At 70.1% G+C, this 26,264-nt stretch carries 17 protein-coding genes; 1 reads left to right on the top strand and 16 read right to left on the bottom strand.

All coding sequences use genetic code 11. The features are described from left to right. Positions 1-25: 25 nt before the first annotated feature. The 9 genes from OHA98_RS32620 to OHA98_RS32580 form a co-directional block, all read right to left on the bottom strand. Positions 26-6,832, bottom strand: a complete 6,807-nt coding sequence (locus OHA98_RS32620) for a DUF4157 domain-containing protein (RefSeq protein WP_266931077.1) — start codon at positions 6,830-6,832, stop codon at positions 26-28. Continuing rightward, positions 6,829-7,170, bottom strand: a complete 342-nt coding sequence (locus OHA98_RS32615; protein ID WP_266931076.1) for a hypothetical protein — start codon at positions 7,168-7,170, stop codon at positions 6,829-6,831. Before OHA98_RS32615 ends, OHA98_RS32620 begins: the two co-directional genes overlap by 4 nt. Continuing rightward, positions 7,161-9,125, bottom strand: coding sequence for an ATP-binding protein (locus OHA98_RS32610; protein ID WP_266932494.1), 1,965 nt, complete (start codon positions 9,123-9,125; stop codon positions 7,161-7,163). Before OHA98_RS32610 ends, OHA98_RS32615 begins: the two co-directional genes overlap by 10 nt. Before the next feature lie 308 nt (positions 9,126-9,433). Next, positions 9,434-10,306, bottom strand: a complete 873-nt coding sequence (locus tag OHA98_RS32605) for a DUF4255 domain-containing protein (RefSeq protein WP_266931075.1) — start codon at positions 10,304-10,306, stop codon at positions 9,434-9,436. 4 nt (positions 10,307-10,310) lie between these two features. Continuing rightward, positions 10,311-11,093, bottom strand: a complete 783-nt coding sequence (locus OHA98_RS32600) for a hypothetical protein (protein WP_266931073.1) — start codon at positions 11,091-11,093, stop codon at positions 10,311-10,313. Then, complete coding sequence (locus tag OHA98_RS32595; RefSeq protein WP_266931072.1) at positions 11,086-11,898, bottom strand: hypothetical protein; 813 nt, start codon at positions 11,896-11,898, stop codon at positions 11,086-11,088. The genes OHA98_RS32600 and OHA98_RS32595 overlap by 8 nt, the downstream gene beginning before the upstream one ends. A 62-nt stretch (positions 11,899-11,960) precedes the next feature. After that, positions 11,961-12,485: a phage tail protein gene (locus OHA98_RS32590; protein ID WP_266931071.1), complete on the bottom strand. Its 525-nt coding sequence runs from the start codon at positions 12,483-12,485 to the stop codon at positions 11,961-11,963. A gap of 37 nt (positions 12,486-12,522) precedes the next feature. After that, positions 12,523-14,373 carry a phage tail sheath C-terminal domain-containing protein gene (locus tag OHA98_RS32585; protein WP_266931069.1) on the bottom strand — a complete coding sequence of 617 codons (1,851 nt, stop codon included), beginning with the start codon at positions 14,371-14,373 and terminating at the stop codon, positions 12,523-12,525. A 555-nt stretch (positions 14,374-14,928) separates the two neighbouring features. Next, positions 14,929-15,891: a MerR family transcriptional regulator gene (locus OHA98_RS32580; protein WP_266932493.1), complete on the bottom strand. Its 963-nt coding sequence runs from the start codon at positions 15,889-15,891 to the stop codon at positions 14,929-14,931. A 113-nt stretch (positions 15,892-16,004) separates the two neighbouring features. Here OHA98_RS32580 and OHA98_RS32575 point away from each other — a divergent pair, with 113 nt between their 5' ends. Further along, positions 16,005-17,609, top strand: coding sequence for a dienelactone hydrolase family protein (locus tag OHA98_RS32575; protein WP_266931068.1), 1,605 nt, complete (start codon positions 16,005-16,007; stop codon positions 17,607-17,609). A gap of 58 nt (positions 17,610-17,667) precedes the next feature. Here the strand turns inward: OHA98_RS32575 and OHA98_RS32570 are convergent, their stop codons facing one another. The 7 genes from OHA98_RS32570 to OHA98_RS32540 all read right to left on the bottom strand — a co-directional run bounded on the left by OHA98_RS32570 (position 17,668) and on the right by OHA98_RS32540 (position 26,259). Next, on the bottom strand, positions 17,668-18,825 hold the full coding sequence (locus OHA98_RS32570; protein WP_266931067.1) for an MFS transporter: 1,158 nt from the start codon (positions 18,823-18,825) through the stop codon (positions 17,668-17,670). A 5-nt stretch (positions 18,826-18,830) separates the two neighbouring features. Further along, on the bottom strand, positions 18,831-19,388 hold the full coding sequence (locus OHA98_RS32565; protein ID WP_266931066.1) for a GNAT family N-acetyltransferase: 558 nt from the start codon (positions 19,386-19,388) through the stop codon (positions 18,831-18,833). A gap of 12 nt (positions 19,389-19,400) precedes the next feature. Further along, on the bottom strand, positions 19,401-20,612 hold the full coding sequence (locus OHA98_RS32560) for a type III PLP-dependent enzyme (RefSeq protein ID WP_266931064.1): 1,212 nt from the start codon (positions 20,610-20,612) through the stop codon (positions 19,401-19,403). Positions 20,613-20,634: 22 nt separating this feature from the next. Then, positions 20,635-21,948 carry a DUF6271 family protein gene (locus tag OHA98_RS32555; protein ID WP_266931062.1) on the bottom strand — a complete coding sequence of 438 codons (1,314 nt, stop codon included), beginning with the start codon at positions 21,946-21,948 and terminating at the stop codon, positions 20,635-20,637. Further along, positions 21,930-23,111 carry a phytanoyl-CoA dioxygenase family protein gene (locus OHA98_RS32550; RefSeq protein ID WP_266931061.1) on the bottom strand — a complete coding sequence of 394 codons (1,182 nt, stop codon included), beginning with the start codon at positions 23,109-23,111 and terminating at the stop codon, positions 21,930-21,932. The genes OHA98_RS32555 and OHA98_RS32550 overlap by 19 nt, the downstream gene beginning before the upstream one ends. 964 nt (positions 23,112-24,075) lie before the next feature. Beyond that, a complete protein-coding gene (locus OHA98_RS32545) occupies positions 24,076-24,900 on the bottom strand; it encodes a phosphoenolpyruvate hydrolase family protein (RefSeq protein WP_266931060.1) in 825 nt (274 codons plus the stop codon). 105 nt (positions 24,901-25,005) lie between these two features. Further along, a complete protein-coding gene (locus tag OHA98_RS32540; RefSeq protein WP_266931058.1) occupies positions 25,006-26,259 on the bottom strand; it encodes a Tm-1-like ATP-binding domain-containing protein in 1,254 nt (417 codons plus the stop codon). Between the last annotated feature and the right edge of the window lie 5 nt (positions 26,260-26,264).

The raw sequence follows: 26,264 nt of genomic DNA, 5'->3' as shown, positions 1-26,264 counted from the left end.
TTTCCTGATCCTTCTTGTTTCGAGATCACTCTGGAATCCACAGACCTTCACGGTTTTGTTCCCAGCCGGGGCCTGGGGCGACGGGGGAGGAAATACCCCCATCGGGTGAGATATTGGGAACGGAATTCTTCAGGACCCAGTTCGGGAACTCGTCGATGAGCTGCTGCTTCCCCAAGTAGATGTTCTCCGACTTGTACTGTGCGAAGCTGTGAATCAGAAGACTGGTCATGCGTGTCCGCATTTTTGGAACCGCGGCATTTATTTTCCTGCCGTGGCTCGTCAGTCCCGGATCTCTTTTCTTTGAGTGATCCTTTGCGATCTGGTCGGGATCGTACATGTAATCAGCGGATTTAGGGGCATCCTTGGGTGCCATGTAGTTCATGTCATTTACTACGTTGTCCCAGGTGACGCCCGGAATCGTGGAGGCCTTCCAGGCCATTACGCCTGTGAGTGATGCAGTTGTGTGTCTGCCTCCTTCCACTACCCCCATGAGCCGTGCGGCGCCTGTGATAGTTTTGAGCGCTTCGGGATTCTGCTGGAAGAATTTGTCCGAAGGGATTTTCCTCTGCAGGATCTCGAAATAAGCCCTCTGGATCTGCTCTCTTGCTACTGCGTGTTTTTGAGTGATACTGAGAGTCGTACCCTGCATGCTCTCGACTATGAGGTTCTCGACCTTTTGAAGTTTTTGGGGGATGGCTTCTCGAGGATTACTTCCGAGTTTTGCCGGTTTCTGATGGTAATGCCCGCTACCTAGGCCGGTCTGTACCTGGACGTTGGCCGGGTTGGGCTTACCGCTGGCCCCCCTGTGTAGTTCCCCGACAATTGCTTCCATGCGGGAACGGGCGGCCATGTCGATGGTTTCGTAGCCGATGGGGCGGGCGCCTGTCCGCATTGCGGCTGATTCGACAATCGGGGCGCCTGCCGGACGCGGCGGGACGGAGGCGGCGGCCTTACGCTCCATATTTTCTATCTCTTTTTTCGACTTTCCTTCGGCATCCCCTTGCTTATGCGCGGCCTGGCGTGCCGCGTTCCGGGAATTCTGTACCTTTTCCTGATCCTTGTTGACGGCTGCCGCCAGTTGACCGATTCGATGGTCAGCGGCGACTTTGTTGGCCTGATCTCCGATGGCTCTGGCGAAATCTGGTTCGTTCCCTTCAATAATGCTTTGGGCCTCCTCAAGATTGTTGCGTGCGTCCCCTCTAGGGTTGAGGGTGGCAGTTACTTTTTCCTGTTTTCCTGTTTTCTGTTGATCGAGAGAAGTGAGTCGGTACCAGGAGCGCAACGCCCCAAGAAGCGCCCTAAGGGGGATCCCCCCGATGCCACGTCGAGTAACCGCCGTCAGCTTGGGGCGAAGGCGAGTGATGATCTTCTGGAGCCGGTCCTCCTTGGACTCCTTCGAATCCTCGTCCTTCTTGCGCTGATCCTTCTTTTCCTGCTTCTCCTTGGCCGGGTCCTTGTCCTTCGGCTTTCCGTCCTTGTCCCGGTCCTTGTGCTTGTCGTCCCTCGGCTTCTTCGGGTTCTTGGTGTCGTCCTTGTCCTTGGGCCTCTTGCCGTCCCCGTCCTTGTCCTTCGGCTTGGTGGTCTTGCCCGGGGTGTCCTTGTCGCCGGGCTTGTCCTTGGGCTTGGTGGGGTCCTGGTCCTTCGGTTTGGCCGGGGTGTCCTTGTCGTCCTTCGGCTTGGTGGAGTCCTTGCTGTCGTCCTTGGGCTTGCCCGGAGTGCCGTCCTTCGGCTTCGTGTCCGGCTCGGTCTTCGGCTTTGCCGGGGGCTCGGCTTTCGGCTTGGGCTTCGGGGACGGGGTGGGGCGGGTGTCCGGCTTGTTGTCGTCCTTGTCCTTCGGCTGACCGTTCTTGTCCTTGGACGTGGACGTCGGCGTCGTCGTGGGCTTCTTGCCGTCTCCGGGGCCCGTCTTCGGCTTGCCGTTCGGGCCCGGCGCCGTGGACTTCGGGGGCGTGGTGGTCTTCGGGTCCTGGCCCTTCTTGTCGTCGCCCTTGCCCTTGTCGCCGTTGCTTCCCTTGTCGTCCGAGCCGGCCGCACCCGGGCCCTTGTCGTTGCCCTTGTCGCCGCCCTTGCCGAGCCTCGCCGCGACGCCCTTGAGGCGGGTGCCGACCTTGGAGACGTACTTGCCGATGCCCGTCATCAGCGCCTGGTACAGGACTTCCAGCAGGGCGACGACGCCCGCCGCGACCGCCTTGGCGAAGAGGATTCCGGCGCCCCCGGCGCGTACGGACTTCAGCCAGTCCAGCACCATGCCCAGCGCGCTCAGGATCGCGCTCAGTGCGCCCCAGGCCGTGCGGATGGCGTCGATGACGGCCATCACCCAGCCCGCGCCCGGGATCAGCTTGGCGACGATCTTCGTCATGACGAGTTCGCCGATGATCAGGGGGAGTTGGGGGACTACGGCGTCCCAGGCCTCCTTGACGATCTCTTCCATCTTGATGCCGCCCTTGAGCAGCTTGTCCAAGATGGCCTTCGGGACCCCGATGATTTCCTGGATCTTGTCGTTGAACCACTGCTTGACCGCGGCCTTGACCTCGCGGAAGAGGTGGTTCTTCGCCCCGTCCACCGCGGAGTTCTTCGCGCCGCCCAGCCAGCCGCCGGGGTCGGAGAGGAAGTCGACCGCGATGAGCATCCAGTCGCCGAGCGCGCTGAGCAGCTTCGAGGCGAAGTCCAGGACGGCCTTCACCGCGTCCACGACCGCCTTGACCACGGCATCGAGCATCTTCTTCAGGAAGTCCAGGATGCTGCTCAGCAGCTTGCCGATGGCGTCCAGCAGATCCGTGATGATCTGCTTCAGCATCGTCGCGAGCTTGTTGACCAGGGCGATCGCAGCCTCGATCAGGCCCGTGATGAACTTCCTGATGCTGTTGGCCAGTTCGATGATGGCCCGCACCATGGCCTTCGCGAACTCGATCAGATCGTTGATCAGGTTCTTGATCGCCTCGACGATGAACTTGCGTGCCTCGTTGATCCAGCGCTCGACGGTCTCCTTGAAGTTCTTGATGAAGCCGACGACCGCGTCCCGCGCCGCCTTGATGACGCGGACGATCGCGTTCTTGATGTCGATGACTTTTTGCTTGATCCAGTCGAACGCCTTGCTGACCCAGTTGCCCGACTGTTCGACGCTGTTGTCGCGCTCCTTCTCCGCGTCCTTCTCGGCCTTGGTGTTCTCGTCCCGGATCTTCTTGTCGCCGTCCTCCTTCTCCTTGGTGACGTCCTCGTCGGTCTTCTTCTCCTTGTCCTCGACGTCCGTGCGGACCTTCTCGTGCCGCTCGGTCTTCTTCGTGCCCAGGTTCTTGAGCTCGGCGTCCTGCTCCTTGCGCCAGTCGGCACGTTCGGCGTCGACATCGGCAAGAGCCTTCTCGCGTTCGCCCGCCTGACCGGCGGTGTTGGTCGCGACCTCGGCGTCGACCTTCGCCTTGTGCTTCTGCTGGGAGTCGCGGAAGTCCTTGTCCTTGGTCTGGCGGCCCTCGGACATTCCCTTCTGGCCGTCGCTGAAAGCGGCCTGGAACTCCGGCCCCTTCTCGTGCTCCGCCACCTCGGAGGCCGCCTCGGGCGGTACGGCTCCGGTTCCCGCGCCGCCGTCCGGCGCGGCTCCCTTGCCGCCCTGGCCGCCCGGGACCTTCGCGGTCATCTGCTCTTTGGGAGCATTGGGGTAGACCTGGTTCTCGCCCATCGGGCGACCGGCGTCGTCCTTGCCCGTCGTGACTGTTTCCTGGCCCTTGGTGTCGACGGCTGTGCCCTGCTCGCCCGCCGTCTGCTCGGCGGCGCCCTGCATCTCCACGCCCGGCGCGTTGCCCGCCTGGGCCTTCTTCAGCGCCTCGTCCTTTGTCGGCAGACCGGCGAACTTGGCGGCCAGTTCCTGCGGGTCCACCACGGGCTTGTCGGCGCCGAAGGCGCTCGCGATCCCGTTCACGATCTTGCCGCCGATGAAGCCGAGGGCCATCTTGAACGTGTCCCAGCCGCCCGGCTCCTCGGCCTTCTCCGCCTCGATCTGGCCCTCGGGTTCCTTCTCGCCCTCGACCTCGGCCTTCTCGTCCTTCGGCGCCTCGGACTTCGCCGCCGGATCCTGGGAGTACTGGGCCGCCTCGGCCGCCTTCGGCTTGCCCTGGAGCGTCTGGGGCGCCCCGGCCGGACGCTGCATCGAGGGCGGCGCGGCAGCGAGGCTCTTGTGCTCGTCGCCGACCGTGCGGTCCACGGAACCGCTGACCCCGCTCATCGCCTGGAGCGCCTTGTGCGGCTTGAGCTTCGAGGCGGTGGACAGACCGGCCTCCGGGGCCACCCCGGAGAGGTTCGGCGCGGCTCCCGAGTCCTTCTTGCCCTTGCCCTTGCCCGGGGCGGACGCCTTGGCGCCCCCGCCCCCGCCCCCGCCACCCCCGCCTCCGCCTCCGCCGCCGGGCGAACCCTTCGCGGCCGGTGCCGACTTGGACGCCGTGTTCTTGGGAGCGGCGGTCTTGGCCGAGGTCGGGGCGTCGGCGGGCTTCGTGGGCTCCGGGGCGGCGGGGGTCTTCGGTGCCGGGCTCTCCGTACGGGATACGGGCTCGGGCTGAGACGGGCCGCTGTCCTGTGACGTGCTCGGCGCGCCGCCCGACGTATCCGTGTGGGATCCGCCGGAGACATGGGTGTCCCGTGCGGGGGAGGGGGACTGCGCGTCCGCCGCCGGTTCGCTCCGGGCCGCCGGAGCGGCGTCGGTTTTCTTCTGCTCCTCCTTCGCGGCCGGCTCCGGTGCCGCCGCGGCGCCCGCCACCGCCTGGGGCGAGGCCTTCTCCTGGGCGCCGCTCTGCTTCTCGCCCCCGGCCGGAGTGCCCTTCTCCTCCTTGGCCGCCGCCTCCTTGGCATCGCTCCCGGACTCCGTCCCGCCCGGCGCTTCCTGCACGGTCGTCTGCGCGGCGACCGGCCCGGCCTTCGGGTCGTCACCGCTCTTCGGGTCCTTCGACGTCGTCCCCGGCAGCGGCCCGGCGGCCTGCTCCAGCGCGAGTCCCCCGAGCTGCCCGTCGGCCGGCCCGGCCCCGTCCGCCTCGGCCGAGGGCTCCGTACCGTCGGACGGACCGGTGCCGTCCTCCTCCGGTACGGCCTCCGCCGCCGCGTCCTCGGCGTCCTCCGCCTCCCGCTCGGCCCGCACCTGCTCGGCCTTGGTCACCGGGGGCGCGGGGAAGGACGGAGCGGCCGAGCCGGCGGACGAGGACGGGTCCAGCTTGTCCGCGGTCGGTACGGCGGACACATCGAGGTCCTGCGCCGGAAGGAAGTCCTCCGGCTGGAGCTTGACGTCCCACGCGCTGTCCTGGCCGCCGCCGACCTCGACCTCCGACCCGCCGCCGGAGCCGAACGGGTCCTCGTCGGACTTCTCCTCCGGACCGTCGAGATCCTGGTTGCGTACGCCGTCGAGTGTGCTGAACGCACCCGGCAGCTGGGTGTCCTTGCCGGTCACGGACGCCGGGCCCGTGGGCTTGTCCGAGCCCTGCTTGTCCTCCGGCTTCAGCTGCTGGCCCGCCACGAGCGACTCGGTCGCGCCCGGCCGGTTCTTGGCGGCGGACTCCTCCTTGCTCGCCGCCGGGGCGCCCTGCTGTTCCCGGCCCTCCTGGCCCGCCTGGCCTTCCTGCCCCGCCCGGCCGCCCGCGGCCTTCTCGGAGGACCGCGTGCCACCGCCCGCCGACGAAGCGGAGGAGGACGAGGACGGGGCTTCCTGCTGCGGCGCCGGGGCCGGGGCCGGGGCCGCTGCCTCCGCCTGCCCGCCCGCCGGTGCCTCCGGGGCCGTACCGACGCCGGTGTTCCCGGGAGCCGTGATGCCCGTACCGGCCCCCGTACCGGCCCCCGATCCAGGTTCCTGGTCCTGCCCGCCGTGCTGGGGCCTGCCCGTGTTCTCCGGCGTACTGCCGGGGGCGCCCTGCTCCTGCTCCTGCTCCTTCTCCGGACCGGGCGCCGCCGCGGGCTCCTCGGCCTCCGCCCGCTCCTCCTCGTCCTCCCGCCGCGCGATCTCGCGCTCGTACCACAGCTCCTGGGCCGGATCGCTCTCGACGGCGGGGGCTTCGAGGGAGTCGCGCTCCAGATCGTCGTAGGCCTCGACCTCGTCGACCAGGTCGAGCACCCGCTCGTGCTCCGAGCTCAGCAGCCTGGTCTCCAGCCGCTCCAGGACGGTGTCCTGCAACTCCTCGGGAAGCCTGGCGAGTTGCGTACGGGTGCGCTTGGAGCGGTCCTCCGGGTCACCGCGCAGCGAGCGTACGACGGAGTTCGCCAGCCGCTCCACGAGCGTCGCCGGGTCGATCTGCTCCAGCCGGTTCCGGTCCGCGTCCACGGTCGCGTACCGCAGCCAGCCGGGCGTCGCCTGCCCCTTCCCGACCTGGGCCGCGCTCTCCCCGAACCCGGTCGCCGCCTGCCCATCGGCGCGAACCGACTCCTGCGCCGCCGACTCCGCCTCCCGCTCCATCGCCTGCTGCGGCAGGCTCACCGCACCCGGGGCACGCCCGGCGCGCAGGGTGCCGAGACCGTGCGGGTTCTGCACCGTGTGCAGCAACTCGTGGGCCAGCAGGCGCTGTCCGTCGACCGTGCCCGGACGGTAGGTCCCCTCACGGAAGAAGATGTCCTGGCCGACCGCGACCGCGTCCGCGCCGAGCATCTCGGTGAGCGCGCCCGCGTCCGGATCGGTGTGCAGCCGCACCCGGCCGAAGTCGTGGCCGAGCTGCTCCTCCAGCTCCCGCCGCACGCTCAGGTCGAGCGGCTGGCCCGCACCGCTGACGATGTTCTTCGGCTCCGGAGCGTGCGACGCCGCACGCTCCTTGCGCTTGCGCCGCTTGGGGGACTGGTCCGTACGCGACTCCTGCGAGTGGGACGTACTCATCGCGACGCCTCACCCCCGCCCGAGAGCCCTGTGTGCACCGCGCGGGCCAGCTCCTGCCCCAGCCGCCGGGCGGAGACCGTCGCGGGCAGCGGGGGCAGCCCCGCCAGGGACTCCAGCGCCTGCCCGCCGTCGGCGGCCAGCGGTACTCCCCGTTCCCGTACGAGCCTGCCCAACTCCGCCTGGAACGCCTCCGACACCCGCTCCGGGTCCACCCGGCCGAACCCGTCGAGGACCAGCTCGCCGATGTCGACCCGTACCGTTCCCTGACGCGGCTCCTGCTGCGGTTCCTGACGCGGTGGCGGATGCGGCTCGTCGCGTCGCTGCTCGTTCAGACCCATCCGTGCACCTCCGAGGGCGTCAGGGAACGGTCGAGCTTGAGGTACTCGGTACGGGCGGCCTCCAGCATGTGGCGCATCTGGAGCCGGTCGCCCTCCTCCGCCGCCAGGAACGCACCCGACAGCGCGATGTTGCGGATGGAGCCGCCCGCCACGGTCAGCCGGGCCAGCAGTTCCGGCTCGACGCCCTTCATCGGCGCCCGCGCGGGCAGCACCCGGCGCCAGATCTCGGCCCGCTCGCTCTCACCCGGGAACGGGAAGTCGACGACGAAGCGGATGCGGCGCATGAACGCCGTGTCCAGCGCCTGCTTCATGTTCGTCGTGAGGATCGCGAGCCCCCGGTACGCCTCCATCCGCATCAGCAGATAGCTGACTTCGAGGTTCGCGTAGCGGTCGTGGCTGTCCTTGACCTCGCTGCGCTTGCCGAACAGCGCGTCCGCCTCGTCGAACAGCAGCAGCGCCCCGCCCTGCTCGGCGGCGTCGAACACCTTGCGGAGGTTCTTCTCGGTCTCGCCGATGTATTTGCTGACCACCTGCGACAGATCGATGATGAACAGGTCCAGGCCCAGCTCCCGCGCCATCACCTCGGCGGCCAGCGTCTTGCCCGTACCGGAGCCGCCCGCGAACAGTGCGGTGACCCCGAGACCCCGGCGGAGGGTCTCGGCGAAGCCCCACTCCTGGTACACGGTGGGCCGCTGCCGCACATGCGCGACGATCTCCCGCAGCACCTTCAACTGCCGGTCCGCCAGCACCAGATCGCCCCAGCCCGCGTGCGGCTCGATCCGCCGGCCCAGCTCGTCCATGCCCATCCGGGCCTCGGCGAGCCCCGCCTGCCAGGCCAGTCCGGTCGCGTCGAGCGTGTCCTCGCCGGGCAGATCCCGGGCCACCGCCGCGCCCGCCGAGCGGACCAGGTGGGGCGGCAGCGAGAACTGGGCCACGAGGTCGCGCAGATCGCCGGGCGACACCTCCGGTACGCCGGCGAACGCGTCCGTCCACACCCCGAACTGCTCGTCCGCGTCCAGCGGCGGAACGGTGACCCGCTCCCCGCGCGGGCGCTCCGTCCGCCGGGGGTCGGGACTGGAAACCACCAGCGGTACGGCGGCGCACTCCACGAACGCGTCGGTGGCGGCGGCCTGTTCACGGTCCAGGTCGCCGACCTCCACCAGCAGCGCTGCGGGCAGCAGGATCGCCTCGCGCTGCCACAGCCGGGCCAGCAGGTCCCGCGCGCCCGGAGCGGACGGAACATCGGCGGCCGACATCTCGTACAGCCCGAGCCCCGAGCGGCGGGCCGCCATCGCCGCGATGTCCGCCCGCGTCCGCGGATCGCCGCCGACCAGCTCGACCCGGAGCGGCGCCCCGCGCCCCGCCCCCGCCCAGCCCGCCGCGACCCGGCTCGCCGCCAGGTCGTACGAGGCGGGCAGCAGGTCCGGCACGGTGGTCCGGCGCAGCAGCCCGTGCAACCGGGCGTCCAGGTAGGGCGAACCGGCCAGGAAGTGCAGGATCCGCTCGTCCAGCCGGAGCCGGGACGTGGTCAGCCGCGACTCGTCGTCCAGCTCGACGATCCGCCAGCGGCGCAGCGGGGCGACGGGGGTGAGGGCGCTCCAGTGCGGATCGCCCAGCGCGGCGAGGGCGAGCGAGAACGTGGGGAACGCGCGCTCCGGGTCCCCGCAGGCCGCGGCGCAGCGGGCGGCCGTGGTGGGCTCCAGCTCGGCCGCCGCGGTCAGCAGGACGATCTCGCGCTCGAACGGGCTGAGGCCGAAGCAGGCGACGAGGGCGTCGAGGGCGGCGGGGCCGGTGCCGCCGGGGGGCGTGGCCACGAGGCCGGCGGTGCTGGAGGCCGTGCCCGGGACCGCGCCGGTGTCCGGGACCGCGCCGGTGTCCGGGTCCGGGTCCGGGGTGGAGGTCGCGTCCGGGCGGCGGGTGGTGCGGGTGCGGGCGCGCCCGGCGTGCGCGTCCATCCGGGCGAGGACGGCGTGAACGGCCGCCGAGAGCGCACGCCCCTGCGCCACCGCGTCCCGGCCGCTGTCCCCGCTCCCGCCGGAGCCCGCGCCCGCGCCCGCGCTCGCATCCGCGCCCGCGCTCGCATCCGCGCCCGAGGCCCTGCCCGTGTCAGCGCCGGTGTCCGTGGTGCCGCCTGTGCCTCGGCCTGTGCCTCGGCCTGTGCCCGCGCTCGTGCCTGCGGCTGCGGCCTCGGTCCGGCCGTTGCTGTCGTCCGTCCCCATGTCCTCACCCCCCATGTCCTCACCCCCCGTGTTCCGCACGCGGCTCAGCTCTTGTCGTCCGGCGTCGGTGCGTCGCTCCCGGCGGCCTTACGGGGACGGGGCGCGGCCGCCCGCCGGGCGGGGGCCTTCGTGGCCTTGGCGGGGGTCTTCGCCGGCGCCTCGGCCGGCGTTCCGGCGGGCGACCTGGCGGCGGTCCGCGCGGCTGCGGGCGCGCTCTGCGCGGGCGGGGAGGCCGTCCCCGCGTCCGTACCGGCCGCCGTGTCCCCCGCGTCCGGGGTCTCCGCCGCGGGCGGCACCGGCGCCCCGGGGGCACCGAACGGCAGCACCCGTACCGTGCGTTCCTCCACAGGCTTCGCCGGGACCGGCTTCTCCCGGCCCTCGATCACGACCAGCGACGCCTGGTAGGCCACCGACAGGGTGTACGGGGTCTGGTGCAGCATTCCCCAGAGCTTGGACGTCTCGTCGACATCCATGACCGTCGGTGTGAAGCGCACCTTCTGTATCGAGGCGGCCAGATCGCTGCCCGACAGATACGGGCGCTCCGCGGCGAGCTCGATCAACTCCTTGGGCAGCACCGGGATCTCGTGCAGGGTGCGGATCACGCAGCCCAGCAGCCGCTGGCCGACGAGTTCCGCCTCCTCCCCGTACGCGCTGATGACGTAGTGCAGATCCAGCGGTGCCGCCGCGCGGTTGCGCAGGGTGCCGTCCGAGGCGCGTGTCGGCAGGTCGTTGTTGCGCATCGCGGCGTTCGGGGTCACCTGGTAGAGGAAGACCGTGATGGTCGGTTCGCCCGGCGGCTCCGACGGCGGCTTGCGGGTCTCCACCTTGACCGCGATGTCCATCTCCGGCCCCAGGTTGCTCTCGATCAGCAGGGCGAGCGCCTGGGTGACCGTGGCGACGGCGAGTGCGTTGCTCATGTCGTCAATCCCTCTTCCCGCCGCGCGAGAGGTAGTCGTCCAGAGTCAGTACGGGGGCCGGCCGCCCGGCCGGCTGCGCGGGGCGCCCGCCCGGTGAGCCGTTCGTCCCGGCCGTCGGCGCCGCGCTGACCTCCAGCCGGCCGATCTGCACATGGACGACGCGGTCGGCCGGGCGCGGCGCGCGCCGTCCCACCGAGCCGAGCGCACCGCGCGCGGCGGCGGTGTCGGAGCCGCGTGGCGCGGTGGGCACGGCCGTACGGGCGAAGCCGGCGGACGGCCGGGCCGGTGCGGCTGCCACCGCCGGAGCGGTGGGCGGGGCGTCCGGCGCGGAGGGGCCGCCCCGCCGAGCCGCCCGCGTGCCCTCCGCCGTACCGGGCCGCAGCGCGGGCGCCGGAGCCGCCGAGGGGCGTAGCAGGGGGGTGGGTGCCGGTGCCGGGTACGGGGCCGGCGGGCCGTCCCCGGCGGGCTGTGGGGCCTGTTCGGTGCGCACCACGGTGTGCCGTTCGGTGTGGGTCTCCCGCCCCGGCCGCGTCATCAGGGGCAGGGCGGGGCGGGAGGGCTGGAGGGCGGAGGGGAGCAGCGCGGCCGGTTCGTCCGGCTCGGGCGGCCCCTGCCGCAGGGCCTCGGCACGCTCGAACGGGCCGGGCAGCCGTGGACGTACGCGCACCCGCGCACCGGAGCCGCCGGAGCTGTCAGGGCCGCTGGAGCCGCCGGAGCCGCCGGAGCCGCCGGAGCTGTCGGCCGCCGGCGCGTACCGGGCGAGGAGCCGGTCGAAGTAGTCAGGCATCGGTGCACAGCTCCAGGTAGTAGCGGCGCCGAAGGGGACTGAGCGCCAGGATTTCCGGCTCGCTCCACCCGTAGGCGGTGGCGAGCAGATGGACGTCCAGGAGCAAATCCCTTGCCCAGTTGTCCAGTTCGGTCCACAAGTAGAAGGAGATGTCCAGCTCGGCGACGGTCGACGCGCCGCATTCCGGGCACACCACGTTCAGCGTCACCTCGGCCGTCGGGTCCGCCTCCGCGGCCTTTTCCGCGATGAGCTGTTCCACCCGTTCGGGGAGCAGCTCGGCCAGTTGCTCCGCGGAGACGGGCTCCCCGTCGCGCAGGGCCCGCAGCGTGCAGCCCGTCAACAGCCGGCGCCGTGCGTCGGACGGCGAACCGTGCGAACCGTGCGAACCGTGCGGGCCGTGCGGGCCGGGGGTGCCGGTCGTCCCGGCACCCCCGGCCGCCGCGAGGTCGGCGACGGTCGGCAGCCGGAACTCGACCACCCACCCGTCCTCCGCCACCCTCAGCGGCCGGTCCGGGACCGTCCCGCGCGCGCCCAGAGCACCCGCGTCGAGGTCGAACTCCATCGCCTCGTCGCAGGACCCGCACTCGATGCGTACCTGCATCAGCTCGCCGAACAGCGAGCGGCGCAGCGCGAACAGGTCCGCCTCCCGCTCACCGACCGGCACCGACAGCAACGCGTCCGTACCGGTCCCCGGGCGGGCCGCCCGGTGCAGCAGCAGCGACCTGTCCGCCGCACCCAGGGCGAGCCCGCTCTCCCACGCGGCCAGCAGCTCGGCGGGTCCCACCGGACCCGTACCGGGGGTCATGTCCGGACCCCGGCCGGGCTACGACGAGGAGCCATCGTCTTTCCTCCGTGCACGCGCGAGGCTCAGGCAGGGTGGGTGAACGACGGCTCGGCCGGTTCCGGAACCTCGTAGTCCCGCTCCCAGCCCTCGCACTCCAGCTTCACGCTCTGGATGGCGACCGCGTTGGCGTTCGCGTCGAGCTCGCCCATGACCTGGTACTCGCTCACCCACGCCCGGTAGAGCTTGTGCGAGACCGCGACCTGCCCGGCCTCGTTGAGGACCTGGATGATGATGTCCTTGCGGAAGTCGCGCAGCGACACCTCGGAGCCGAGCCCGGCGCCGACCTGCCAGACCTTGTTGGCCCAGCGGTCGAACTCCGGGTCGTGGGTCACACCGCGTTCCAGCGTGACCCCCTCGAACTCGGAGCGGCCCGGCGACTTCCTCGGCGAACTGGGGTCGCCGCCGTGCCGGTGCTTGACCACTTCCGTGGTCCGCTTCAACGGACTGATCTTGCTGATGCCCGCGACCGTTCGACCGTCCCACAGAACCAGGAACTTGAAATTCTTGTAGGGGTCAAAGCGATGGGCGTTTACCTGGAACTCAGCCATCGGTTTCCTTCGTGTTCCTTTACCTCGGGTCCTTGGATTACGAGAGGTCGAACTGACCGGCCATCTGCTGGATCTTGACGATCACGAACTCGGCGGGCCTGACCGGTGCGATGCCGATCACCACATTCACCACACCGCGCTCGACGTCGGCATCGGTGGTGGTGTCCTTGTCGCACTTCACGAAGTACGCCTCACGGGGTGTGCCGCCCTTGAACGCGCCCTGGCGGAACAGATCATTCAGATAGGCCGAGGCATTCAGCCGGATCTGCTGCCACAGCTGTTCGTCGTTCGGCTCGAAGACCACCCACTGAAGTCCCCGGTACAGGCTCTCCTCGATATGCAGGGCGAGCCGGCGCACCGGAACGTACTTCCACTCGCTCTCCAGCGCGTCCGCGCCCTGGAGCGTCCGGGCGCCCCAGACGAGCGGCCCCACCACCGGGAAGGTCCGCAGGCAGTTGACGCCCAGCGGGTTGAGCAGCGCGTTGTCCCGGTCGGTCAGCCTGACCGTCAGGGAACGCACTCCGGCCAGCCGCGCGTCGGTGCCCGCCGGGGCCTTCCAGACGCCGCGCTCCCCGTCCGTACGGGCGATGACACCGGCCACCGCGCCCGAGGGCGGGAACGAGCGGAGCCGCCCGGTCAGCGGGTCGGTGAGCTGGAGGTGCGGGAAGTACAGGCCGGAGTGGTCGCTGCGTACCGCGTCGAACGCGCCGATCCCGGCCCGCGCCGCGTCGACGCTTCCCCAGGTCGACGGCGAGTCGACCAGCAGGAAGATCCGGCGTTCGCGGCAGAGCTGTTCGGCGGCGGACAGCACGGTCGCCATGTCGTCGACGGACTCGTACGCCGAGAGCTCGGGCAGCGCCAGCAGGTTGACGTCGTCCACGTCGCGCAGCGCGTGCACCCCGGTCTTGCGGGCCTCGCTGCCGATGAGGTCGAGCGGTCCGGGGGCGTCGCCGTCCTTGCCGCCCGCCAGCGGGAAGACGGGCGGGTTCACCGAGGCTTCGAGGCCGAGGTCGTTGGCGCACTCGCCGACGAACCGCACGATGTCGTCCGGGTCGACGGACCCGGCGACCACCTGGAGGCGGCGGCCGAAGGCGATGACCTCCGCGCCGGCGAAGGCGTGCTTGCCGGGGGCGTCGGGCAGGGCCCGCAGCTTGCGCTCCAGGAGCAGGGCAAGCTCGGGGACCGTCTGCGGCGGTTCGCCGTCCCGGTCGGGTTCGAAGAGCGTGAACTCCCGCTCCACATCGCCGATCTTCACCTTCAGCTCGACGTTCAGGCCGGGCAGGTTCGCGGCGAACGGCTTGGAGACGGTGCCGGACGGGTCGGGCCGGTCCTCGTCCAGAACCTTCACCCGGACGAGCGAGGAGCCCGCTCCCACGACCGTTTCGACGAAGCGGCCGTGACCGGGGTGCATCGACAGGCCGGTGAAGGATTCCCGGGCACCGCCGCGGGCGTCCAGGACATGCAGGTTGAAGGTCTTGTCGGGGGTGGACGTGTCATGGTCGACGGCCACCCGCAGCCCCGAGCCCCACACGCCCGGTTCCTTCGCGTGGACCTCCAGCACGGGGCACGCGCTGCGGCCCTCGGTGGACTCCAGGGTGACGCAGGCCTCTTCACCGGTGCCGGCCTTGGCCACCCGGACGATGACCGCGACCGTCCCGCCGTTGCCGAAGAACTGGTGCACGGCGTAGCCGACCGCGCTCCGCGACGTGAGTCCGCCGAAACGCCGCTCGAAGTCGGCGAAACTGGTGATGCGCACCGGTTGGTTGAGCGGTCCTCGGCGGGTGTGCCCCACGAAAGCGGTCACCGATGTGGTGACCGAGGCGATGGTCCGAACGCTGCTGGGAAGTTCTTCGATGTATACGCCGGGATAGCCCATGTGCGTCGGCATTCCCCCTCCATTCCCTTCGCGCACCAAGAGATGAGGAGAGGAGGTGAAGGAATTGCCCGCTGATCATGTGGTCACGGACATACGATCTTCGCTGCTTCCCCCGCCGCACACCCCGTGCGATCTATGTCTCGCAGGGCCAATTCGCATGCACATGCGCTTGTGGCTCCTGATGCATGAGTGCCTCTGCGAGTTTCGTTCTTGTATCAAGAGATGGTCAAGGCGGTAATCCGGTCATCCGGCGAAAAGCGCCCGTGAATATCTGACAGGGCCTGTTCTGCGTGGTCAGCCGGATATGGGAGATCGAACATGAAGGCGGATTCACCGGTACTTCACGTTCCATGCCGCACGGGGGAGTGATTTCAGCCGTTCATCAGGCCCTCCGGCGCGCCGACTTGTGTCTTGTTCCGGCGGGAATGCTCTGGTTTCCGGCGGGTCTGCGGGGGCATGCGGGCCGACCGCGGACCGGTCAACGGGGCCTGACCGGCCAACGGGACCCGACCTGCCAACGGGGCCTGACCGGCCAACGGATCGCCGGAAAAAGGAGGTTCGGACCGGTCAGCCGGCCGTCGCCCCGGCCACCTGGGTGTCCAGGGCGGCGCGGAGCCAGTCCTCCGACGCGCCGAACGTCGGCTCCGGTGAGCTGGACAGCTGGGCGGTCAGTTCCCAGTAACGGCCGATCCGGGGGTCCGAGGTCCGGGCCAGCACGCCGCTGAGCCGGTGGCGGAAACCGGGGGTGTCCCGCAGACCGCGGAGGCGGGCGAACGCGGCGACGAAGCTGTCGAGAGCCTCGCCCTCGCGCGGGGGCCGCCCCGCCCGCAGGTCGGGGGAGGCGATCGCGAACGCCTCACGGAGACCGTCGTAGAGCATGTCCGGCCGGCAGCCCTCGCCCAGCAGCAGGTACTCGGGCCGGCAGACGCTGATGTCGCCACCGATGCCGGAGCCGACGTCGGAGGCGAGCGCGTGGAGCCGGGCGAAGGCCAGCACCTGGGCCGGGGTCGGATCCGCCGGAGGCTGCGGAACCGCGGCCTCGATGATCCACGACTTCTGCGCCGCCGGAAGCCGTACGGGCAGGACGCGACGCCAGAAACGCGCCAGTGACGTGGTGTCGGGCGGGGTGGTCATCGCGCCGATCAGAAGCAGCCGCCCGGCCCGTTCCCCCGGCGGGCAGTCCTGGAGCAGCTGGAGCGCGGCCTCCCGCCAGCGCATCGCGGTCATGCGCGTTCCGAGGTCCTTGAGCCGGTCCGCGATGACGTCCTCCAGCGCGTCCTCCAGCGCGTCGTCCCGGTCCAGCACCCGGCCCACGTCCGGCACCGGCAGGTCCAGGGTGCGGAGCGACCGGATCAGCCGGAGGCGGTCGAGGGCCTCGGGGCCGTAACGGCGATGACCCCCGGTGCTGCGCGCCGCCTCGGGCAGCAGACCGCGGTCCGAGTAGAAGCGGACGGTCTTGACCGTGACGCCCGCCCGCGCCGCCAGCTCTCCGATGCTCCATGTGCCGTCGGGGGGTGCGTCGTTCCACATGCCGTCGGGGCACACGTCTTGAACCTCCCTCAGGGGGAGTTCCTACGTTACGCGGGAGCACGAGCGGCCCGGGAGGGCGGCCGTGCGGACCACGGCGGGAGAGGGAGGCGTACATGACGGCGTTCGTGCTGGTGGCGGGCAGCCACACCGGTGGCTGGATCTGGCGGGAAGTGGCGGCCGGGCTGAGGGAGTCGGGGGCCGGGGTCCACCCGGCGACGCTCACCGGGCTGGGGGACCGGCGCCACCTGGGCGGTCCCGACACCGACCTGGAGACGCACATCGAGGACCTGGTCCGGCTGATCGACCATGTGGACGAGCCGGAGGTGGTGCTCGTCGGCCACGGATACGGCATCCATCCGGCTCTGGGCGCCGCCGACCGCCGCCCGGAGCGGATCGCGCGGATCGTGTACCTGGACGTGGGCCTGGCCCAGAACGGTGACGCGGCGCTCGAACTGGTCCCGGACCCTTCCGTACGCGAACGGCTCCAGGGCGGCCCGCAGGCCTCGGGCGAACCGGCCACGGCGCACCAGGCGCACACGGCGTCCACCGCCCACACCGGGAGCACTGCCCACACCGGAAGCACCGGAAGCACCGGAAGCACCGAGCGCACCGGCCCGCTCCCGCCGCCGGCTCCCGGTGAGTGGACGCGCTGGGGCAGTACCGCGGGCCTGACCGCGGACGCGCTGGCACGGCTGGACCGTCTGGCCGCACCCCAGCCCGTGCGCACCCTCACCCAGCCGCTCCGGCTGTCGGGGGCGGCCTCCGGGCTGCCGATGTCCGGTGTCCTGTGCACGGCCAACGGGTCGAGCATCGCCATCGTGGAGAGGATGGTGGGGCTCGGGGTTCCGCAGTTCCAGGCGCTCGTCGACCCGGAGGCGAGCTTCTTCGAACTCGACACCGGACACTGGCCGATGCTCTCGGCCCCGGACGAGCTGACCGGCGTCCTGCTGGCGGCGGCCGAGGGCAAGGGACACCGGATCGCCCCGGAGGTGGGTGAACAGCCCGCACATCTGCGGCCCTTCCTCCTGGACCTGCCGGAGCGGCGCAGGGAGCGCGTGGGCCGGGTCGACCTGTATCCGCCGGACGCGGACGGGCCCCGTCCGGCGGTGGTCCTCGTCCACGGCGGCCCGGTTCCGGCCGGGGGGCTGCCGACACCACGCGACTGGCCGGGCCTGGTCGGCTACGCCTCGTACGCGGCGGACCTGGGCGCGGTCGGTGTGACGCTCGACCACCGGCTGCACGGACTCGGTGACTTCGCGCGCGCCGCCCAGGACGTGGCCGACGCGGTCGAACTCGTACGGTCCGATCCGCGTGTCGACGGGCAGCGGATCGCCCTGTGGTTCTGCTCGGTCGGCGGACTGCTGTCGGCCGACTGGCTGGCGGCGCCCCCGCCGTGGCTGCGGTGTGTGGCGGCCACCTATCCCGCGCTCGCGCCGCTGCCCAACTGGGGGACCGTGGAGCCCCGGTTCCGGCCGGCGGACGCGGTGAGCGGGGCGGGGAGCCTGCCGGTCGTCCTGACCCGGGTGGGCCTGGAGTCGCCGGAGATCGCGGTGACGGTCCAGGAGTTCCTCGACTCCGCCGAGAAGGCCGAAGCGGCGGTCGAGGTGATCGACATTCCGCACGCCCACCACGGGTTCGAGACGGTCGACCACACCGACGAGGCGCGGCGGGCGGTGGAGCGGGCGATGGCGTCGGTGCTGGCGCACCTGCGGAGCTGAGACCCGCGCCCGGGGGGCCCGGGACCTGAGGTCCCAGTCCTCCCGGGCCCCTGGACGATCAGGCCTCGGACAGGGCCGTCCACCGGATCCGGGTGGCGCACAGGGCCACGAGGAGGGCCGCGGCGGCCACGGCGCCCATGCCCCACACCAGGCTGCTGGCGCTCGCTATGAAGCCGATCGCCGCCGGGCCGGCCAGCAGGCCGGTCGTGCCCATGGCGGCGACCAGGGCCAGGGCGTCCGGGCCCGTCCTGGCGGCGGCCACATAGATGCACGGGGTGACGGCGGCGATGCCCAGCCCGACACAGGCGAACCCGATCAGCGTCGGCACCACGCCACCGACCAGCAGGGCGAGCGCCAGCCCGGCACCGGCCAGCACACTGCCCAACCGGACGATGCGGCTGTCGCCCCAGCGGGTACGCCAGCCGTCGGCGAAGACCCGGGCCAGCACCATCATGACCGAGACCACGGCGATGCCCATGGGCGCCATCTCGGCCGAGGCGTTGACGACGTCCTTCAGATAGAGCGCCGACCAGTCATTCATGGCGCCCTCGGTCACGGTGCCGAACGCCATCGCGCACCCCATCCACAAGGTCGCACGAGCCGGCATGGTCAGCTTCCGGCGGTCCTTCTTCTTCGCGGGCTCCTGCTGGTCCGCCGTCAGCAGGCCGGGCCAGGAGTATCCGGCCAGGAGCAGCAGGATGACGGTGGCCACGCCGAAGTGCGCCGCCAGGTCCGGGGTCCACAGATGCATCCCGGAGGCGAGGAGCGCCGCCAGCAGCGACCCGGCGCTGAACGTCGCGTGCAGTCGGGACATGGTGGTGCGCCGGTGCTCGACTTCGAGTGCGGCGCCCTGCGCGTTCATCGCGACGTTCAGACAGCCGACGGCGACGCCGTCCAGACAGATGATCAGCAGGGCGACCGGATAGGTGGGCGCGGCGGCCAGGGCCAGCAGGAGAACGCCCAGGCAGAGGGACGACACCAGCGCCAGCCGCCGCGAGCCCATGCGCCGCATGAGTACGGTCACGAGGGGGAACGACGCCGCCGCGCCCGCGCCGCAGGCCATCAGCAGCAGGCCCAGCTCCGCCTCGCTCAGGCCGAGTTCCGTCTTGAGCGTGGGGAGCCGGGCCGCCCAGGTGGCGTACTGGAACCCCAGCAGACAGAACAACGCTGCGATCGCCAACTGTGCGCGGCGGAACGGATCGCGAACGCGAAACATGTGAATCAACCTACTTCGTCGTGCGGCGGAGACCCGGGAAAGGGATCAGGGAAGGACGCCGAACTCCCGGCTCGGCCGACCTGAACCGCCCTGGACATGTATACGGCGGTGGCGCCGTAGCTCCGGGGCAGCGGAATATGGGGGTGGGCGAGAAATCCGTTGGCCGCCCAGAAGGTCTCGTTGTCCCCGACGGAAATCAGCGAGATATGTTCGTACGTCCTCGCTCCGGCCGTCACCGTGAGGTGGTGGAGCAGTCTCCTCGCCAGCCCCCGGCCACGGAATTCCTTGTCGATGACGATGTCGTGCAGATGCAGGTTGCGCGAGTGGAAGACGACTTCCTCGCCGCGTGTCAGTTCCGGATACTGGAATCTCGGATAGGGCAGGGCCAGTACATATCCGGTGATCCGCCCGCCGTGGTCCAGCACGAAGCAGGTGGCCGGCGAGGCCTGTGCCCGGGACTCCAGTGCCGCACGACCCTCGGACAGCGAACTGTCGGTGTAGGCACGGGATTCCAGGGCGACGATGCCGTCCCAGTCGCTGTCGGCGATATGCCGTACGCGCATGTCGTGGATCATCTAATGGGGACCCTTCCGGCCGGGGCGCCCGCTGGACGCCCAGGAGTACGGGAGCGGGCGGAACCCGTTGAAACCCCGCGTCATATAGCTGGTCGCATAGGCGCCGCAGGAGAGAATCCAGACCGGATCGCCCGACGCGAGCTCTTCGGGCACACGAACGGGACTGTCCGTCTGTACGTAGGCGTCGTCGCTGTCGCACGTGGGGCCCGCGATGACAGCGGGCACGTGTTCCGCTCCGTCGTGGGACGGGAACACCAGCCTGTACTGCAACGCGTCCATCTCGTAGAGCCCGTTGAACTTTCCGCAGCTCAGATACAGCCAGTGCTGCCGTTCACCGTCCAGCTGCTGCCGCGTGGACATCCGGGACACATGAGCCCGGATGGCTCCGTGATCGGCCACCAGATGCCGTCCCGGCTCCATGACGAATTCCAGGGCGGATTCCGACACGGCCCGGAGGTGCTCCATGCCCTCCCGGATCACGGCGAATATCTTGTCCAGCGGCGGATCGAGAGGAATTCCTCGCATGTCCCGGTAGCCGAGTGCGGGAAGGCCGCCGCCGAGATTGATGTGGTCCGGAAGGATTCCCCGCCGGTTCAGTGCCGTGAGCACGTCGGCGAGGCTTTCGAAGGCGCTCTGCCAGGCTTCGGTCGTCATCTGCTGCGAACCGACGTGTACGGACAGGCCCGCCGGGGTCAGACCGGTGTCCCGCGCCTTCTCCATCACCCGTACCGCGTCCGCGCCCGAGCAGCCGAACTTCTTGCTGAGGCCCCACAGGGCCCCGTCCCCGCTGGTGGCGAGCCTGCAGAACACCCGGGCGCCCGGCGCGTGGACGCCGATCGCCGTCACGTCCTCCAGGCTGTCCGTCGCGAAGTCCCGGATGCCGAGCCGGTAGGCGTCGGCGATGTTGTGGTCGGACTTGATGGTGTTGCCGTAATGAATGGTGTCGAGCGGTACACCGGTTCCGATCGCCTGTGCGATCTCTTCCGGACTTGCCGCGTCGAAGCCGGATCCCCTGCCCGCCAGGGCCGCCAGCACCTCGTCCACGGGGCAGGCCTTCATGGCGAAGCGGACGGAGATGCCGGGCAACTCCCGTATCAGCGCGTCATATTGTCCCTCGATCCCGGCGAGATCGAAGATGATCTGGTCATCGGTGGCGGCGGCCAGTGCGGCGCGCATCCGGGGGGTCGTCGCTATCCCGGTGGTCGCGTGCATGAGTAAATTGCCCATGGCCCGTCTACCGGACCGTCCGGTCGAGGCCGATGGACCGGCTCGCGCGTATCAGTGGCTGCCATGTCTCGGTCAGCAGGGCGAAGTCGTCGATATCGGCCTGGGCCTCGTCGAGCAGACGCGGACCGTGCAGGGCCAGGACGTCCGCGAACTCCGCGTATCTGCCGCCGAGCTTCCGGTAGGAACGGTCGAGGCTGTGCAGCCGCTCCACGTTCTCGTCCCTGGCCGACCGGGTGCTGTCCCTGATGAATTCGGTGATCGTGGCCACGCGGAGATGGTCCCGGTCGTCGAGCAGGGAATCTCCGGCCGCCGCCATCCGGTCGTAGATGACATTGAAGTAGAGCATCGACAGAAAGAACTTCGTGAACCGCAACTGGTAGGCCAGGAAACCGGAATCGGTCCTGCGCTCGGCGGTGTAGAAATTCACGATGTTGCGGTTGTGGAGGACGCCGGGCAGCCGGGCGTCGTGGACCACATGCATGAGGAAGTAGTCGCTGCCGATGGTGTTGGTGGCGGGCGGCAGCGGCATCCGCTCGTACACCTCGTGGTGGAAACTGATGTTGCACATGTCCACCCGCATGGGATCGACCGTGGTCAGGGTCGAGTGGTCCCGGACGAACTCCTCCGTGCCGGCGCCCCGGAAGGACTCGTCGACCAGGTGCCGCTTCTCCTCGTCCGACCACCGGGCAGGCGCCCACAGGCTGACGACGTCGTGATAGACGTCGCGGTCGAGCTGCTGGATCTCGCTGATGTCCACGGACAGTTCACCCACGAAGGAACTGCCCACCATGGATACCGTCCGGTGGGCCTGCGACGGCTCCAGCTCGGCCTCGGAGACCCCGGCGACCGCGTCGCCCGCACGCAGGCCGAGGGACAGGATCTCGTGGTGAATGGGAAATACCGGCTCGCCGTTCAGGACCTGATAGCTGCTGTCGGAATCCCTGCGGTGAATCGACTCGCAGCCGAGCGCGGCGGCGATCAGGAACGCGCGATTGGTGCAGGCGCCGTAGGAGACTTCGGCCGGAAGCATCAGATCGAGGAGCCGGTGGGGCTTGGTGACCTCGGCGCGCTCGATCACGCGCCGCAGGAAGTCCCGCTGTTCGGATTCGCCGAGATGGTGCACGACCACGTTCGGCGTGCCGGGCAGAGCGGCGACGGCCTCGGCGTGTTCGGCGAGTGTGTGCTCGTCGGAGGAGTCGAGGATCAGCAGATGCACCTCGACGTCGAAGTGCTCGGCCGCGTGCGCGGCTTCGGCGCCGACCGCCGAAATCGTCGGTGAGCACGGCCTGTTGGTGGGAAGGGTCAGGCAGACTTTACGCACGTCGGCTCTCCCGTCGACCGCTCGGCTTCGGCGATGACCTCGGCCACGGCGGCCGTGGCTTCGGCTTCGGCTTCGGCTCCGGAATCCGCTCCGGAATCCGCTCCGGAATCCGCTCCGGAATCCGCTCCGGAATCCGCTCCGGATTTCGTCCCGTGCCAGGATTCGAGCCCCAGGAGTCTCGCGCCGAGATCGTTCAGGGTGGCGGTGTCGTACCTGAGGGATTCGTGCTTCGTCGCGTCCCCGACCAGCGTCTTGTTCCAGTCCGGCGTGCTGAGGTGGCGCCAGGAGTCGACCCGGGACCGGGTCAGCTCCTCGTCCGACTCCAGGGCGGGCATCATGGAGAGGTACTGAACCGCCCGCACCCCCCGCTCCGAGGTGTTGCGGGCCACCCCGTGCGCGAGCAGGCCGTTCCAGATCAGCAGGTCGCCGGCCTTGAGCGCGGGCCGGACCACGGGAAACTCCGCCCGGTCGGCATCCGGCCTGATGGGGTCCCGGTCCTCCGGCTGCACGGCCTTCCACTGGTCGAACCGGCGGAACAGCTCGGGCGAGCACTGGAATCCGCCCTCGTCCGGCTGGGTGTCCTTCAGCGCGATGATTCCCTGGACCCGCTGCGGCAGCACACCGAGCGTGGTGTCGACGTCCCAGTGGAGTTCGATGTCGAACCCCTTGTCCGTCGGCGCGATGTGCGCACGGTCACGGTCCTTGATGTTCGGCGGGTTGAGATTGAGCCGGTCCAGGGTCACCCACAGCTCTTCGCAGTCCCAGACGTCGACGAACGCGTCGTACACGCGCTGGTTCTGGCGGCTGTCCCAGATCAGCTGGTGGTGGTAGGCCTCGACGAATCCGTAGATGTGCAGCTCCCGGTCCAGATCCGAACGGAACTCCCGGTCGGAGTACCAGGTCTCCGGCCGGTCCGGGTCGAGCCCCTGGAAGTCCCAGGTGAAGTCCAGCAGTCGCTTCGCCGCGGCGGCGGGAATGGCCTGCTCCACGACGACGTATCCGTACGTCTGCCAGAAGGCGAAGTCCTCCTCCGACAGAACGCGGAGCTCCCGGGACTTGCGGAGCTCCCGCAGCGGGGTACGGGCGAGATACGTCTCGGTGTCCGTACTGAAGTACGGGATGTCCGATGCGGCTCGATGCAGATAGGGGTCGGGCGTCGGCATGCAATCACTCCAGGACTCGGAAGTGCTGTGGATGAGCGGACCCGCCGGTCTCCGGCGGCTCGCGCCGACGGCGCGTGGCATCGCTGGAATCGGCGCGGAGAACCGCTCCCACAGGTGGGAAGACGGCTATGCGGAGAACGGGCTGAGTGGGAGATACGGCTTCAGTGGGAACGGCTTCCCGTGACCGCTTCAGGGCGCAGTGAACTCACGGCCGGCTGCCGTTGATTCACTCGCTGCGGGTGGGTTCAGCTGTCGGGCCGGAATGCTGTCCGGCGGGTCCTCTTCCTCGGACCGTCCCGGTGGGCGGGACGGGGAAATTCGCCGTCCGAGGACGAGAGCCATGTGGTGGTGCTGCGGTGCGGTGCGGGAGTGGTACGTCGTGAGGACGGACCGGTTCTTCCCCCTCCTGTGCTTGGTGCCCAGCACAGGCCGCGGTACGGGAAACGGACACGCTTCGTCGACGTCTTCGTCGGCAGGCGTGGCCAACTCACACTGCTGGCCTGCTGGTTTGCTCGTACGGCAGAGGCCCGGACAGCGGCCGTCGCCCCGCCGAACCTGTGCTCCACTAAGTTGGACTAGACCAACTTCCGGTGTCAACCCCATCGTTGCGAAGAGGTGATGGCGTGTCGGCGACGGGGCGGAAAAGTGGCCGTACGGGGTCCGGAATTCGACGTTGCGGTACGGGAGTTCTTGACCTGGTCTTTGATGTCGGTGCTGTCCAACGGGGGGCTTCGGAGATTACCGCCGGTACAACTGAACCGGAAATGCCGGCAGTTATGGAGGGGGAATTCGCTACCGTGGGTACTGATGAATTTCCGGGTCGCTCCCCGCGGTGTGGTTCGACCTCGGGAAAGGGGAGCGGGCGGAAATTCCGGAGCGGCCCTGGCCGGGCAGCGGAAAGCCCGGCTGCCCCCCTGTGGGGCGGCCGGGCTTCGGGTGGGAACGGAGAGCAGCCTTGAGGCGCTCAGCCGATCGGGAGGGACTTGAAGGCGCGCGCCTGTTCGGTGACCGCGCGTTCGGTGGGGAGGCGCTCCATGGACGAGGCGCCGAAGAAACCGGCGATGCCCGATGTGTGCTCCAGGACGTAGCGGGCGTCCTCGGGTTCGGCGATCGGCCCGCCGTGGCAGAGCACGATGATGTCCGGATTGACGCGCTTGGCGGCGTCGTGCATCTCCTGCACGGCCGTGGCCGCCTGGTCGAGCGTGAGGGCGGTGGTGGCCCCGATGGCGCCCTTGGTGGTGAGCCCGACGTGGGGTACGAGCACATCCGCGCCGGCCGCGGCCATGGCGGCGGCCTGGTCGGGGTCGAAGACGTAGGGGGCGGTCAGCAGTTCCCGCTCATGGGCCTGGCGGATCATGTCGATCTCCAGGCCGAAGCCCATGCCCGTCTCCTCCAGGTTCTCCCGGAACGTGCCGTCGTACAGCCCGACCGTGGGGAAGTTCTGTACGCCGGTGAAGCCGACGGCCTTCAACTGGTCGAGGAAGTTGCCCATGATCCGGAAGGGGTCGGTGCCGCACACCCCGGCGAGCACCGGCACCTCCCGTACGACGGGAAGCACCTCCCCGGCCATCTCCAGCACGATGGCGTTGGCGTCGCCGTAGGGCAGGAGACCCGCCAGGGAGCCGCGACCGGCCATCCGGTAGCGGCCGGAGTTGTAGATGATCAGCAGGTCGACACCGCCGGCCTCCGCGCACTTGGCGGTCAGGCCGGTCCCGGCGCCTGCGCCGATGACGGGCTTCTTGGCGCTGACCTGGGCGGTCAGACGGCTCAGGGCTTGCTTGCGGTCCACGAGGGGGCTCCTGTTCGGTGTCTGCGGTGTCTGCGGTTTCTGGGTGTCTTGGGCGTCTTCCGCGATGTGCGCGATGTGCGCGGTGTGCGCGGCGCGCTCGCGGTCTCAGGCGTCCGCGGCCGGGCGGTCGACGGTGGTGATCAGCCGGTGGAGGTGGTCGGCGGCGGCAACGGCGAAGGCCGGGTCGTTCAGATGGGCGTCGATCTCGTGGAGTTCGACGGTGCTGCCCTCCAGCGCCGACCGCAGGGAGGTCAGCGCGGCCTCGTCGGCGGCGGGGTCGTGGAAGGGCCCGCCGGGCGCGTCCACGGCGGAGACGCCGCCCAGCGGCCAGAGGACCGCGGCGGGTCCGTCCGCCGCGGCCAGCTTGTGCCCGATGGAGGTGCCGAGCAGCGCCATCTCGTCGGCCGTGGTGCGCATCAGGGTGACCGTCGGGTTGTGCACGAGCAGACGGCGCCCGGCGAAGCGCTCAGGGACCGTCTCCCGGGCCCCGAAGTTGACCATGTCCAACGCTCCCGGGGCCACCACCTGGGGAATCCCGGCCCGGCCCGCGGCGGTGAGCCGGCCGGGCCCGGCGCTCAGCACCCCGCCGACCAGTTCGTCCGCGAGTTCGGTGGTGGTCAGATCCAGGACCCCGGCCAGGAAGCCGCCCGCGGCGAGCTTCTCCAGGGCCTGCCCGCCCGCACCGGTGGCATGGAAGACCAGGACCTCGTAACCGAGTTCGTCCAGCCGGCGTCGGGCGGCATCGACGGCCGGTGTGGTGACCCCGAACATGCTGGCCCCGATCAGCGCGCGGCCCTCGGCACGCGGACGGGTCAGGCTCCGCTCGTGGTGGGCGGCCATCCCGGCGGCGGCGGCCACCGCGTTCCCCAGGATCAGGGACGACACGGAGTTGATGCCCGCCACATCGACCACGCTGTACATCATGGTGATGTCGCTGCTGCCCACGTACGGGGACACATCCCCGCCGGCCATGGTCGACACCAGCAGCTTCGGCACACCGACGGGCAGCGCCCGCATGGCCCGCGCGGCGATGAACGAGCCACCGCTGCCGGCCACCGCCAGCACCGCGTGCAGCCGGCCCTCCCGGTGCAGATCGCCGACGACCAGCTCGACCCCTTCGGCCATGGCCGACACCGCCGCGCCGCGGTCCCCGGCGGCCCGCAGCGCCGCCAGGTCGTGCCCGGCGCGGCGGGCGACGGCGGCGGCTTCGACATCACCGGCGGGGGTCCCGTCCGGCAGCGGCATCACCCCGGCATCGACGGTCACCACATCGCATCCGGACGCCCGCAGCCGCGTCGCGAGCCACGCGTACTCCGTCCCCTTGGTGTCCAGGGTCCCGACCAGCACGACGGTCGCCATGTTCT

The sequence above is a fragment of the Streptomyces sp. NBC_00654 genome (assembly GCF_026341775.1).
GTDB lineage: Bacteria > Actinomycetota > Actinomycetes > Streptomycetales > Streptomycetaceae > Streptomyces.
The sequence above is the reverse complement of the archived record's forward strand: the minus strand, read 5'-3'. Positions and strand labels throughout refer to the sequence as shown.

Bases quoted from the DNA above. Each gene is read 5' to 3' on its own strand.
- OHA98_RS32620 (WP_266931077.1), bottom strand. From the start codon at position 6,832: ATGAGTACGTCCCACTCGCAGGAGTCGCGTACGGACCAGTCCCCCAAG.
- OHA98_RS32615 (WP_266931076.1), bottom strand. From the start codon at position 7,170: ATGGGTCTGAACGAGCAGCGACGCGACGAGCCGCATCCGCCACCGCGT.
- OHA98_RS32610 (WP_266932494.1), bottom strand. From the start codon at position 9,125: ATGGACGCGCACGCCGGGCGCGCCCGCACCCGCACCACCCGCCGCCCG.
- OHA98_RS32605 (WP_266931075.1), bottom strand. From the start codon at position 10,306: ATGAGCAACGCACTCGCCGTCGCCACGGTCACCCAGGCGCTCGCCCTG.
- OHA98_RS32600 (WP_266931073.1), bottom strand. From the start codon at position 11,093: ATGCCTGACTACTTCGACCGGCTCCTCGCCCGGTACGCGCCGGCGGCC.
- OHA98_RS32595 (WP_266931072.1), bottom strand. From the start codon at position 11,898: ATGACCCCCGGTACGGGTCCGGTGGGACCCGCCGAGCTGCTGGCCGCG.
- OHA98_RS32590 (WP_266931071.1), bottom strand. From the start codon at position 12,485: ATGGCTGAGTTCCAGGTAAACGCCCATCGCTTTGACCCCTACAAGAAT.
- OHA98_RS32585 (WP_266931069.1), bottom strand. From the start codon at position 14,373: ATGCCGACGCACATGGGCTATCCCGGCGTATACATCGAAGAACTTCCC.
- OHA98_RS32580 (WP_266932493.1), bottom strand. From the start codon at position 15,891: ATGTGGAACGACGCACCCCCCGACGGCACATGGAGCATCGGAGAGCTG.
- OHA98_RS32575 (WP_266931068.1), top strand. From the start codon at position 16,005: ATGACGGCGTTCGTGCTGGTGGCGGGCAGCCACACCGGTGGCTGGATC.
- OHA98_RS32570 (WP_266931067.1), bottom strand. From the start codon at position 18,825: ATGTTTCGCGTTCGCGATCCGTTCCGCCGCGCACAGTTGGCGATCGCA.
- OHA98_RS32565 (WP_266931066.1), bottom strand. From the start codon at position 19,388: ATGCGCGTACGGCATATCGCCGACAGCGACTGGGACGGCATCGTCGCC.
- OHA98_RS32560 (WP_266931064.1), bottom strand. From the start codon at position 20,612: ATGCACGCGACCACCGGGATAGCGACGACCCCCCGGATGCGCGCCGCA.
- OHA98_RS32550 (WP_266931061.1), bottom strand. From the start codon at position 23,111: ATGCCGACGCCCGACCCCTATCTGCATCGAGCCGCATCGGACATCCCG.
- OHA98_RS32540 (WP_266931058.1), bottom strand. From the start codon at position 26,259: ATGGCGACCGTCGTGCTGGTCGGGACCCTGGACACCAAGGGGACGGAG.